A 12677-nucleotide genomic window follows, 5' to 3' on the forward strand; every position below is an offset into this window, starting at 1 on the left:
ATTTCCCTCTTGATATTTATTGGTTAGCGATTGAGTAATGCTGAAACTGAGACTTTACTTGCCAAAAGCTTCAGATAGACGTAAACATCTCGGAAGTAGTTCCAATAAGAATTTATTTCACCCAAGACGACTAGGCTATTTCTATGGTTCCCAAAATTCAAAAAAGATCTTTGGTAGACCTAGAAAGGATTTATACGTTAAGGATAGGTAGCGCAAAGCGCCACCTATCCTTAAATCCCAAAAGAAAGGGCGGCGCTTCGCGCCGCCCTTTCTTTTGGGATTTGTCTTAGAATGTGAAAGTTGTACGGATAGCGCCAACGGTGATCGTGTCACTGCCAGCAGTTTGCACAGGATTAAAAATAAATAGCACCCCTGGGGTAATACTAATATTGTCATTTAGGCGCATCCGATAAAACAACTCTAGATGAGTAGTTGTCGAAGGCTGTCCACCGAAGTCCCCTGCATTAACGCCAGTCAAACCGATCGCACTAGGAATGTTAAAAGCAGGTATGCCATTTTGGGTAATGTTACTGCTGGTGATCTTGGGAGGCTGTCCAACGTATATCCCGCCCAAGTTACCTTCAGCAAACAAATCGGGGAAGTTGAGAAAAGCCATCCAGTTAAATGTATTAACTGTGCCACCTAAGCCCACATCTCTAGACTCGGATGTGGTGTAACCAGCCCAACCACCCAGAATAACCTGAGGAGAAATTCGCCATGTCGCAGTACCGCCAAAAGCATTGGTTGAGAAACGTCCTGCGATCGGACCAATTAAGTTATCGCCAACGCCCGTATTTAAGCTGGCATTTGTGGTGTAGGAATTAAGGTAATATAGCGCGAGATCAATTGCCTCACTGGGCGTAATCGCCAGTTGGACACCTGCGGTAAAGGGACCACCTGTTAAACCATTTTGAGGATCGGATGCCAAGGATGCGGCATAAACTCCTTGTAAGCTAATGTTATCGCTGATTTGCCAGTCGAAACCAATCCCAGCTTGTCCAGGGAAGTTGAGGATGGGGTTGCGTTGAGCAAAGGCTGAGAGAGCGCCTTGACCTGCACTTTCATAACGGTTGGGGCCACGAAATACACTTGATGGAGCGACTCCTGCTGCACCAACAATCACAGCTAAGCGATCGCCTACTAAAAAACGATAGGACAAATCACTTAATTGGAGGGAATTACCTGTGTCAAGTTCATATCCAAGGCGAGTGTAGCTATTGGTTAGAAAATTGTTGTTAGCAAAAAGTGTAGAAGCTGTGGAAGCATTTCCTGCCTGTATACCTGTTAACAAAAGACTACGATTGTCAAACTGGGTGACCAAGCTCAGTTGCAGGTTATAGCCAAAGGTGAGGTTAGTCGCATCATCGACGGTGTTGCGCGTACCATCTCTTGGAGTAAGGCTACCAGTATTGGGTAAACGGCTTTGCAGTCCAAAAATGGCTTGACCAAACAGTTTCGTAGTTGTGGAAAATTGCTGGGCTTCTAGTTTGGCTGTTTTTGCATCAAGAGCATCAACTCGACCACGTAACGTTGCAAGTTCTGCTGCAAATTCTTCTTGCAACTTTTTCAAGGTTTCGAGATCTTCTTTGCCGACTTTGTCGGATAACCCTGAGGCAATGATTTCATTGATTTTATCGAGACAAGCGTTCACACCTGCGGCGAATTCATAACGGCTAGTTGCTTGATTGCCGCGATAGGTGCTGTCTGGATAGCCCGCAATGCAACCATAGCGCTCAACGAGGGATTGTAATGCTGTGAAAGCCCAGTCTGTAGGCTTAACATCACTTAGCTGCGAAACCGAAGTAACACCCTGAGCATTAAGACTTGGTTTAGTGCGATCGCTAGTTATGACTGGTTTTGACTTTCCTAGCTCAGAATTGATCTCCCGAATAATTTGTGAGTCAGTATTAAGATTGACAGGTGCTTGCGATGTCTCAGATTTGTTAGGGGCGATCACTGGCGTGATCATGGGATCTCGACTAATTGACCGAATTAGCTCAGATTCATTGGTGGCGATCTTAGTTTCCTTTTGAGCTTCAGCCTGAGCATAGCTGGAGTTTAAGATACTAGATATTAATGTTGTGGCGATTGTTGTTGCGGTAAGTGATACTAAGTTGATGGAGCTACCAGATCTGGTTTTAAGCATAAACGTTTACAATCCTCACATGGACACTTTTTTCGTGCAAAAGTTTTTAGGTACAAAAGTACGCTTCCTGCTAAAGGACGAATTCAAAAAAGATTAGTTCCTAAATATTGAGAGTTATTTTACAGAGTTTTACAAGCTTCAGACATAGAATTACACCATTTGTACTAGACATGCCCCGCATTCCTCAACTAACTTATGATCGCGGAACCTTAATTCTTCATCCACCGCCCAAGGGTAAATCATGGATTGAATTTGCCACATGGGATGATCGCATTGAGAAATTTCGGATTCCTGCTAATTGCTATCGCGAGTTGATTTTGACTTTGAGATCAGAAGGAATTGCGATCGAAGATAAGTCACGGGGATATCAAGAAGTTAAGTTAATTTCTCATACCAAAATGGAGCCTTATCCACACCAGAGCGAAGCTCTTGCAGCATGGCAGAGAGTTGGGAAATGTGGAGTGGTTGTTTTACCGACTGCCGCAGGTAAAACTTATCTAGCACAGCTAGCGATGCAAGTCACAAATCGCAGCACTTTAGTGGTCGTGCCCACCCTCGATTTGATGCATCAGTGGTATGCCCATTTATTAGCTGCTTTTCCTGATGTGGAAATAGGTTTATTAGGAGGAGGTTCTCGCGATCGCACATCGATTCTTGTATCAACCTATGATAGTGCCGCCATTCAAGCAGAATCTTTAGGTAATCTCTATGGTTTGATCGTGTTTGATGAATGTCATCATTTACCTACGGATTTTTTTCGCGTGATTGCGGAATATGCGATCGCACCCTATAGACTGGGCTTAACCGCCACACCCGAACGTAGTGATGGTAAACATGCAGATTTAGAACTCCTAATTGGGGAAGAAGTCTATCGCAAATCCTCTGAAGATTTGGCAGGGCAAGCTTTAGCAGAACATAAAATTGTCCAAATTAAAGTTTCTCTTTCAGCACAAGAACGCGATCGCTATGATTCTCTAATTCAAAGTCGTAATCTTTTTCTCAAGGAATCAAAAATTTCCCTTGGCAGTCTCGAAGGATGGCAAAGATTTGTACAGGCGAGTGCGCGATCACAAGCAGGCAGAAGAGCAATGCTTGCCCATCGAGAATCAAAGGATATATCTTTAGGAACAGAAGCGAAATTACGAGTTTTGTCAGATCTATTAGCTCAACACTTCGGTGAGAGAATTCTAATTTTCACGAACGACAATGCCACGGTTTATCGTATTTCGCAAGATTTATTAATTCCAGCACTCACGCATCAAACTCCTGTGAAGGAACGCCACGAAATCTTAACGTTCTTTCGTGAAGGCAAATATAAAACCCTAGCTGCTTCCCATGTTTTAAATGAAGGTGTCGATGTACCTGATGCAAGAATTGCCATCTTGCTATCAGGTACAGGCTCAGCCCGTGAATATATTCAGCGCTTAGGACGAGTGTTGCGGCGGGGTACTGAGGCAAATAAGCAAGCAATTCTCTATGAAGTGGTGACTGAAGATACTAGCGAAGTAAGAACTTCAGAGCGACGCAGAGGCATCGAGCGATCGCGTTCAGAGCTTCCTCAGGATAATGTCTTGCAAATAGGAATTAAGTACGACAAAGATCTCCATAAGAAACAGGCGATCGCCGCCGAAAATCCAAATGATTACGATATCTAAACCCAAAAAATAAAAACCAATATTTTTGTTGAGAGTGTTGCAAAGCAACACTCTCAACAAAAATATTGGTTTTTATTTCAGCACAAAGCGCTGTAACAAAAAAATGTATACATTTTTTGACGTAAGAAACCAGAAAAAATCGTTTAAAATAAGTTAGACCGCAATCATTTGGTAGCCGTTATGGAACTTGCAGCATATATATATGATGCATGGGCATATGAACAAGCCAATCAAGGAGCGGCAGAGCGCAATCTGCTTACTTGTGATGGGCTTGATGCTGATGAGTATCAGTCAAATAAGCTTGACTTGAATTTTGCTGCAATGAGACAGCAAGCCTATTTACTATCAGCGATCGCCTTTACCAGTCTCAATGGGTTGAGCTGGAATTTAGCGCCTGCGATGGCTGCTCATTTTTTAGAGCCTGCGGTAAATGTTGCGCCTTGGTGTAACCAGTTATATATATGCAATACCAGCTATATGTTAGAGGTGCAGACTTTACTAGCTCAACGTGGGTTTGCGGTCGGAGAAATCGATGGGGTTTATGGCAGATATACCAAGCAAGCTGTAATTGATTTTCAGAAAACGCAAGCTAATCTGGTTGCCGATGGAATTCCTGGGGAAAAAACCTTGGCATTGTTGCGAAACTCATCAGTGAGTAAGCCTTTAGTATCGCAGCGTCCAAATCAAACTACAGAGACAATTACGACTAGCGATCGCCCAAGCCCATCATCAAGCCAGTCACCGAACCAGACAATTGTGATTGTGCGATCAAATAACGCTCCAGTCAGCAACTCTCAGCAGCCAGTGATAAGCGAAATCGGAAATTTGCAAATGCTGCTGAAACAACGGGGATTTTATCAAGGTGAAATTGATGGACAACTAGGGCAAACCACAACTAATGCCGTATTAAAGGCACAGCGAGCCTATGCCCTAGCTCAAGATGGCTTTGTAGGTCCTTTAACAATGCGCTCATTGTTGGCTGGTGGCAACAATCTTCCCTTCACTCAGCCTGCATTGCCCCGACTGCCGACAACACAAGATGTCTTGGCAATCCAAACATTACTCAAAGAACGAGGCTTTTATGATGCAGATCTCAGTGGCTTATACAACATTCAGACTAAGGCAAGCATTTTGAAAGCTCAACTTGCTTACGGACAAGCCGCTACAGGTGATTTGACCTCAGATTTACTGACAGCCCTTAGAGCTCAAAATCCAGCTCAGAATATTGCTCAAATCCCTGCCAGTAGCCCAAACAGTCAAACTATTCAGCCAATTCCTAGCAGCGCTCCGCTAGGTAATGGAACCCAAGTCCCAACCTCTAGTCAAAATGCACCAGCAGCCAAAAACGCCAATTCTTCCTAAATAAAAGCTGAACAAATCTCGTCAATTCCACCGAATTTTTCTCAATCGCAAATCTTAATTTTCAACCTCAACAAGGACTAAATCATGGAACTCTTAGCATATATCCAAGAAGAATTTATCAATGTTGACGATGCGATCGTCAGTGAAATACCTGAAACCTTCCAAACATGGTTCAAGAAATTCACTACTAATTCCGCCAAACTAAGCTTAAACGTACTCCTAACAGGTACAACCCTGCTGATTGGTTTAGGCTCGACCTTAAATGCTTTAGCTGCCGAAGCCCCATCATCAGATGTGAAATATGTACAATCACTACTAGCAAAAAATGGCTTTGACCCCGGGGCGATCGATGGTGTGTCTGGAGCCTCAACTAAAAATGCAATCCTTCGCGCTCAAAAAGCTTTTGGACTTACTCCCGATGGAATTGTTGGTAGTCGGACGATCGCTGCACTCGAAGATGGCAAAACCGTAGATGAAAGTGCCACAAAAGTCGATGTCGTTGATACCAAAGTTAATGTCAGCGAAACTACGAGTAGTGCTTCATCGACTGTGATGAATCTTCAGAAATTACTTGCTGATCGCGGATTTTACAATGGTGCTGTTGATGGGATCATGGGATCTCAGACTCGCTCTGCGATCGTCGCCGCTCAAAAAGCTTATAACCTAACAGCCGATGGTGTTGCAGGGCCGCAGACCTTGGCGGCGCTAGAGTCAGATGGTGCTAAAGCAGTTACAACAAATATTAGCTCCACCAGTACCACTAAAAGTGCGGAAGTTTCCATTCTGCAAGAGCTACTTAGCAAACGTGGTTTTTACAATGGTGCTGTTGATGGCATCATGGGGCCACAGACTCGTACTGCGATCGTCGCAGCTCAACAAAGCTATGGCTTAGTTGCTGATGGCATTGCAGGTACTCAAACTCTTTCAGCTCTAGAATCGGGAGCAAGCAAAGTTAGCATTGCCACAAAGAATCCTGCAACTACATCTTCAGCGACGAAGACTAGTGATAAAGATGTTGCCGCACTGCAACAGTTACTGGCCAAACGCGGTTTTTACAATGGTGCGATCGATGGAGTCAAGGGAGCTCAGACAAATGCCGCGATCGCATCTGCTCAAAAAAACTATGGCTTAACAGTCGATGGTATCGCAGGTGCTCAAACTATAGCAGCGTTGCAAACCGATGCAAAACCATCGGTATCTCCCAGTCCAACCGCAAGTAATCAAGCTACGAATGCTGTGACTCCAGCTATTGACGGTGGAGTAGCCAACTTACAAAATTTGCTGACCGATCGCGGATTTTATAATGGGCCAATTACAGGATTTTTAGGTACACGTACTAGGGACGCAATCATTGCTGCTCAAAAAGCCTACGGTTTAACTGCGGATGGTGTGGCTGGAGCGAGAACGATGGCTGCTTTAGAAGCAGGTGCAGCAAAACAACCGATTGCTGCAACTAATGTCACACCAACAATTCGTGTAGAACCTAAACCGCAGGTAACACCACAACCTACTCCACAACCTCAAGCAGTAGTCACTCCAAAACCACAACCCACGGTACAAGCAACTCCAAAACCGACAGCAACACCAGCAGCACAGCCCACTACTGCACCAGTAGCACAGCCCACAACACCAGCAGCAACTGCAAACACACAAGTATCAGAATTGCAACGCTTACTGGCTCAGAGAGGTTTCTATACTGGTAAAGTCGATGGTGTATTGAGTGGTGAAACTCGGAATGCGATCATCAGAGCGCAAAACTTTTATACGATTAGCCCTGCCGATGGCTCACCAAGCAATAAACTGATTGATAGTCTTAGTAAAGATACATTTATTTCTGAAGGCAATTAAGTCAGATGCGGTTCCGTAACTTTGCAATTAATTTGGGGGCGATCGCTATTTTTGGAGTGATCACCCTCAGTTTGCAGTTCCCTAAGCTCAATCAACGCTTGGGTGGACAGACCATAGAAGAAACTCGTAAGGCAGTCAGAGATGAAGAAGCTCGTCTCAAATTAGTTAAACAATTACCACCACGCGGATTTGGTTTTAATAACTTGATTGCCAACTTTGCATTTTTACAATTTTTGCAATACTTTGGTGATGATGTTGCCAGAAATGACTTTCAAACTGGATATACGCTAAGTCCACTTTATTTTGCCAATATTATCGATCGCGATCCTAGATTTATAAGTAGCTACATATATATGTCAGCTAGTGTGTCAATGTTTGCGGGAGTTCCTAGTAAAGCGATCGAAATCTATAGCAAGGGTTTAAAACATCTAGATCCCGATCAACAGCCTAGCACCTATACAGTTTGGCGATACAAGGCAACCGATCAGCTATTGTTTTTAGGGGATGCTAAAGGAGCTAGAGAGTCCTATCTAAAAGCTGCTGAATGGGCTGATAAGGCTAGCTTTTCAGGTAAAAAACTTGTCGAAGACCCAAAAATTTCTGCTGAGTCATCTCGTCAGTCGGCACAATGGCTCGAAGGAGATCGGGATCTGACTCAAGCTCAAATAGGTGCTTGGTCATTAGTTTTGCAAAATGCTACTGACAAAAAAACAGTCCAGATTGTTGCTCAAGAGCTAGATAAACTGGGCATGAAAATTGAGATTAGAAATGGCGCACAAGCTATTGTGAAGAAATAACAAGAAAGGGCGCAAAGCGCCCTTTCTTGTTTAATTAGCTGCTAGCCACTTCTGGGCATTTAACCGTTGAATTACACCGAATACGAGTAAGTCGAGAGGTGCTTTGCGCTCATCGATCAAAAATGGCTCAATAGTACTAGGCGATCGCCCAGCATCAGCACAAGAAAAAGCCTTCTGAGCATTGAGATCTGCCTTAGAAAAATAAACTGTAAACTGGCGTGAACCTTGCGCCCAGATCCCACGCACTTGCGAGTTGCCAAACTCCAATTGCAAATCATCAACGCCTTGCTTACCAAAGGCTTTAGTTAGGGCTGGTAGATAATGCTTGTTAATAAATTCGTCAAAGGGTAACTCTTCGATCGCAGGTGGCTTTTCGGCTTTGGGCTTTGCGGCAGGTTTAGCCTTTGGCTCTTCAGAAGTTGGTGCAGTGGTTTCAGACATAATTTTTGAGATATTTCTAAATTTTTTATAACAAGAATAGACAACGCGCAGCGTTGTCTATTCTCTATTTGGCTTCTGTATTGACAATCTGGGGTAGTCCCATACTGTAGTTAAGCGATCGATGATTGAGGTTGTAGGTAACTTCGCCTTGCTGCAATAGCGATCGCACAAAATGCTCTAAATCCGAACCAATGCGACGCAAGTTGTAATCTGTCAAATCAGCACCTTTGTAGTCTGCTACAAGCTCATCAAACTTGCGATAAACCTTTTGCAGAGCGCCATCTGTCCAGTTCAGTTCATTGTCAGGATCAACATCTATAGTCAAAGTATTTTCGCTATCGATCAGCTCATCATTCTGCTCCTCAACAATGGCAGCATAAATCTGAATATGACGGGTTGTAGATTTGAGCGGCATAAAGATATGTGACTTGGGTAAGTATTGAAGAACTAACTTTAGATTATTGCAAATTTTTAGAGATTCCTAACCAAACAATTTCTCTATATGTATACATCAATCCTAATAAAAACCCAAAGAGTATGAGGCGGTGCTTTGCGCCGTCTCATACTCTTTGGGTTTTATGTAACTCAGCAAAATTAAAAAAACAAACCCCAAATATGTACCGCCCGCTAAGTGGGCGGTACATATTTGGGGTGCGACAGCTATATCCTCAGCAATTCTAATTGTGAAACAGATTTTTTATATGAAGATCTCTATACAAACAAACAGGAGGCGCTTTGCGCCTCCTGTTTGTTTGATTTAGCTAGCTAAATATTCTTGCATTCTGGCTTTACGCTTGCGGAGATAATCCATCGCTTGACGTTCTAATTGTCTTACTTGTTCGCGGCTAAGATCCATCCGTTTGCTAATACTAGCTAACGACATTTCTTGCCCATCCTCTAACCCGTAGCGCAAAATCATCACTTGACGTTGCTTTTCGGGTAACTCCTTGAGTAAGCTCTGGATATCCGTACGCAAAGATTCTCTTTCTACATAGTTATCAGGAGAGCGTCCAGTATCTTCTAAAAGTTCAGCAAGTTCGGTATCTTGGTTATCACCAATGCGTAAATCAAGGGAAATTGGCTGACGAGAGAGAGATAAACATTCTCGAACTTGATCAGTCTTTATGTTTAGCTCATAGGCAATTTCAGCCACCGTGGCAACTCGACCAAGATCTTGTGAAAGTTGGCGCTGGGCTTTTTTGATTTTGTTGAGCTTTTCAGTGATGTGAACTGGTAAGCGAATAGTGCGTGCTTGCTGAGCGATCGCTCTCGTAATCGCTTGACGAATCCACCAATAGGCATAAGTTGAGAACTTAAATCCTTTGGTTGGATCAAACTTATCTACCGCACGCTCTAATCCTAGAGTGCCTTCCTGCACCAAGTCTAAAAGCTCTAAGTTTCTTTTTTGATATTTCTTCGCGACAGAGACGACTAAACGGAGGTTTGCCTCAATCATTTTGCGTTTAGCGCGTGTGCCAACACGAATAAGACTATGCAAAATCTCCCGATCTAGACCAGCAGCTTCAGCCCACTCTTGCTCAGTTGGCAGGCGATCGCTATTTTGTGCGATCTTTTCTTGTACCTCAAACAGCGCCATCATCTGTTGTACTTGCTTTCCATAGATAATCTCCTCTTCATTACTGAGTAGAGGGATTTTCCCGATCTCATGCAAGTATGTACGAACCATGTCAGCAGACAGACCGACCTGCTTGTTAGCTTGCCTATCCACTGTCTTTGGTGTGGGTTGGGTCAATGGTTCTTCAGACATATCGCTCCTCATTTTTTTAAACTAAGCGTTTTTTAAGAGTGCTTCTCCAAGACCAGAAGTCTGAGACTAAAGAAGACCCAATAACTTTAAAATCCAAATTTACTAGCCTGATAGCTTAAAATCATAATCTTTAAGTTTTATAAAGTTGGTCTACTAATGTGTCATTTGATCCAAAGTTGATTTGTATAATACATGATCAACCTTTTTATCTCTTGCGTCTTGAGTAACATATTATTACAAATCAACTAGAAAAGTCAAAGGACGGCTATCACTATCTCTCTAAAGATTTGGCTGAAATTCGACTAGGTATTTACACTCATTTATTTGAAGTTTTCATGATCTTCAGAATGCTTGCTCACTGTTACCAATGCACTTGGCAAACTGTAGTATCAGAAAAAGCTACGAAACTACAACATTGATCTAAAAAATAAATACAATCAAATATAAATAAAGTTGCAGAAGTAACTGCTTATTTATATTTAGTAAATGTCCATCAAATACATTTATTTAGGAGATTCTTTTGGATTTCAAAATTTAGATAAAAGAAAAGCTGAAGCCCTAATCGATAAGCGCAAAATGTGTAATAGGAAGCCGTACGCAAGCTTTAAAAATGATCGCTGAAGTTGTTTGCTGAAACTGTTTTACTAACTGCTAAGTTACATAGGACGAGAGCAATAAACTAGAGGTTCCCGATCACAATGTTTTCAGAATTAACTATAGAAATCCTAGATTCATTTATGAGATTTAAATAGCTTGAGATATCTCGCCATTTAAGGTGAACTCTCTAAAGCCATTTTAGGATTACTATAAATTAAAGTTTATTGAATCTAAATCGTCGGAATAATATTTGCCACAATATGAACTTTGCATTAATTATTCCCTACGCTCACATTTATTCATCTTTAATTTTGCTTAAGAAAAATTAAAGATGAACTGCATAATCAATACACTTTAGTCATTGGTCTTATGATTTTTTGTCGCAAATGATTCATTTGTGCGATCGCATAATTTTCTAACCTTTATTGTTATGTAAAAGCTGCAAAATGCAATCACTCATCAGGGTGAAGTCAAACATCAACAATCAGTCGCAGCAAGCCAATTTTTTGATGTCATGAAATTGATTTGATGCAATTTGTTTATGAGTCATTTTGCCTAAAGCTAACATCATGAAATTTACCGATGGTTTATTTCGGCTCTGGACTGTTAAAGAGGGATGAGTCGCTCAAAGTATTTCTGATGAAGCTTTTCATGTTTTTGCAGTCAATCGCCATATATCCTTGCTGGATAAGCCTTACAACCATTTATCACTTCTTTAGCAACCAGTGCCCTAAATTTGGGTTCATACCAATTCACAAAAGTGTGGCAACACTTCTATGAATTAAAAACCAAACCCTGTAAGGGTTTTAAAAACGCAAAGTGGCATAACCACTTTGTGTTTTGGTATCACTTCAGAAAATCAGGTTAATATCTAGAAAGTCACAAATTTTTTAAAAAATCCTGCTTAGCAACACTTTTTAAAAAATTATTGATTCGATGTTGAGATCAAAACGCTACAGCAAAAAATCTTGTTTTTGGGTTCGGATGAAGATACAAAAATCCTTGTATTTAGGGAACTTGTTAGTCTAAATTATCGACCTTAAAATATATAAGAAAATTTAGACTTTGGTAAAGTAATGTTGTGCAGTGCTGAAGCTCGTAACAACAAACTAGGAACAACTGGGATGATTACAACCATGACTTCAACTAAGACTCAAATTACAATGAGCATCAAAAATGCGATCGCCATCAGCGCAATCTGTATAGCCACTGCCACTGGTTCAACAATCTTTGTGCCTTCTGCTTTTGCTCAATATGGATTAGGGTTGCCAAAGTCCGCAAGTTCGGGAGGCGCAACTAGAAGCGTCGATTCTTTGCCTCAGGTTACAATTCTTGTGCCTGGTGATGGGGCAAGAACCTTGGTATCTCGTCCGACATTTTATTGGTACATTGCTCCTCAAGATGTGAAGGCAAGTGGCTTAGATACTTCAACAACAGTTCCTCAAGTTGATGACTCATTTAAAGTGACTTTCTTTTTGCGTGATGGCAATGAAAGAGCTTCAAAATCTATCTTTAAGGCTGAAGGAAAAGCCAAAGGGGCAGGGCTTTATAAATTTACTTTGCCCGAAAATGCCCCTCAGCTAAGAAAAGGGAAAGTTCAGCGTTGGCAAGTTCGCTGGGAAGGCAAAGGTAGTAGTGGCACACAACAAATTGATGTTAATGCGCTCATTCGTCATGATGAAGATCCTGTAGTCGCCAAAGAGATAGCCTCTGCCAAAAATGATTTAGAAAAAGCAAGGATCTTTGCGAAAAAGGCATATTGGTATGATGCGGTCGATGCTTATAACAGTTGGATATCCAAGAATCCTAAGGACAATGTAGCTAATGATGAGCGCATTAATTTATTGAAAGTAGGCTTGCCAAGTAATCCAGCTTTTATAAATGTAAAGACTGATGACAAAAACATCATAATTTCTGAGGAATTTATTCCCATCAGATTTGCGAACTTTCTGGTCGCTTTAGATGAAATCAAAATTGCTAAGTCATTACAATTAGAGGCTAAATGAGCCTTTAAGTTTTGCTTTTTTTAAAACCGACTGTATCGGTTTCAGCACTGTACAAAT

9 protein-coding genes are annotated in these 12677 nt (G+C 41.8%); 5 read left to right on the plus strand and 4 right to left on the minus strand.

The genetic code is table 11. The features are described from left to right. Window positions 1–286: 286 nt before the first annotated feature. On the minus strand, window positions 287–2146 hold the full coding sequence (locus tag CQ839_RS08560; RefSeq protein WP_103667861.1) for an iron uptake porin: 1860 nt from the start codon (window positions 2144–2146) through the stop codon (window positions 287–289). Between the two features lie 170 nt (window positions 2147–2316). Between CQ839_RS08560 and CQ839_RS08565 the strand changes: the two genes are divergently transcribed. From CQ839_RS08565 to CQ839_RS08580, 4 genes are all read left to right on the plus strand, one after another. Then, complete coding sequence (locus CQ839_RS08565; RefSeq protein ID WP_103667862.1) at window positions 2317–3801, plus strand: DEAD/DEAH box helicase family protein; 1485 nt, start codon at window positions 2317–2319, stop codon at window positions 3799–3801. Window positions 3802–3981: 180 nt separating this feature from the next. Next, complete coding sequence (locus CQ839_RS08570; RefSeq protein WP_103667863.1) at window positions 3982–5163, plus strand: peptidoglycan-binding protein; 1182 nt, start codon at window positions 3982–3984, stop codon at window positions 5161–5163. A gap of 84 nt (window positions 5164–5247) precedes the next feature. Further along, window positions 5248–7011 (plus strand): peptidoglycan-binding protein, encoded by a 1764-nt coding sequence (locus tag CQ839_RS25670; protein WP_103667864.1) that lies wholly within the window; start codon window positions 5248–5250, stop codon window positions 7009–7011. Window positions 7012–7016: 5 nt separating this feature from the next. Then, entirely contained in the window at window positions 7017–7808 is a 792-nt protein-coding gene (locus CQ839_RS08580) for a hypothetical protein (protein WP_103667865.1), read from the plus strand. Between the two features lie 30 nt (window positions 7809–7838). On the opposite strand, the gene CQ839_RS08585 is transcribed toward CQ839_RS08580, so the two are convergent. The 3 genes from CQ839_RS08585 to CQ839_RS08595 form a co-directional block, all read right to left on the minus strand. Next, the gene (locus CQ839_RS08585) at window positions 7839–8249 is read right to left on the minus strand and encodes a DUF2996 domain-containing protein (protein ID WP_103667866.1); all 411 of its coding nucleotides are present in this window, start codon (window positions 8247–8249) and stop codon (window positions 7839–7841) included. 64 nt (window positions 8250–8313) lie between these two features. Then, window positions 8314–8664 carry an NAD(P)H-quinone oxidoreductase subunit M gene (locus CQ839_RS08590; protein WP_103667867.1) on the minus strand — a complete coding sequence of 117 codons (351 nt, stop codon included), beginning with the start codon at window positions 8662–8664 and terminating at the stop codon, window positions 8314–8316. Window positions 8665–9006: 342 nt separating this feature from the next. Then, on the minus strand, window positions 9007–10017 hold the full coding sequence (locus CQ839_RS08595) for an RNA polymerase sigma factor, RpoD/SigA family (RefSeq protein ID WP_103667868.1): 1011 nt from the start codon (window positions 10015–10017) through the stop codon (window positions 9007–9009). Window positions 10018–11690: 1673 nt separating this feature from the next. Here CQ839_RS08595 and CQ839_RS08600 point away from each other — a divergent pair. Further along, entirely contained in the window at window positions 11691–12620 is a 930-nt protein-coding gene (locus tag CQ839_RS08600; protein ID WP_103667869.1) for a DUF928 domain-containing protein, read from the plus strand. Window positions 12621–12677 lie beyond the last annotated feature (57 nt).

It is taken from the genome of Pseudanabaena sp. BC1403 (assembly GCF_002914585.1).
In the GTDB taxonomy this organism is placed as follows: domain Bacteria; phylum Cyanobacteriota; class Cyanobacteriia; order Pseudanabaenales; family Pseudanabaenaceae; genus Pseudanabaena.

Excerpts from the sequence above, each read along its gene's own strand:
- CQ839_RS25670 (WP_103667864.1), top strand. The coding sequence starts at position 5,248 with ATGGAACTCTTAGCATATATCCAAGAAGAATTTATCAATGTTGACGAT.
- CQ839_RS08600 (WP_103667869.1), top strand. The coding sequence starts at position 11,691 with ATGTTGTGCAGTGCTGAAGCTCGTAACAACAAACTAGGAACAACTGGG.
- CQ839_RS08595 (WP_103667868.1), bottom strand. The coding sequence starts at position 10,017 with ATGTCTGAAGAACCATTGACCCAACCCACACCAAAGACAGTGGATAGG.
- CQ839_RS08585 (WP_103667866.1), bottom strand. The coding sequence starts at position 8,249 with ATGTCTGAAACCACTGCACCAACTTCTGAAGAGCCAAAGGCTAAACCT.
- CQ839_RS08580 (WP_103667865.1), top strand. The coding sequence starts at position 7,017 with ATGCGGTTCCGTAACTTTGCAATTAATTTGGGGGCGATCGCTATTTTT.
- CQ839_RS08590 (WP_103667867.1), bottom strand. The coding sequence starts at position 8,664 with ATGCCGCTCAAATCTACAACCCGTCATATTCAGATTTATGCTGCCATT.
- CQ839_RS08565 (WP_103667862.1), top strand. The coding sequence starts at position 2,317 with ATGCCCCGCATTCCTCAACTAACTTATGATCGCGGAACCTTAATTCTT.
- CQ839_RS08560 (WP_103667861.1), bottom strand. The coding sequence starts at position 2,146 with ATGCTTAAAACCAGATCTGGTAGCTCCATCAACTTAGTATCACTTACC.
- CQ839_RS08570 (WP_103667863.1), top strand. The coding sequence starts at position 3,982 with ATGGAACTTGCAGCATATATATATGATGCATGGGCATATGAACAAGCC.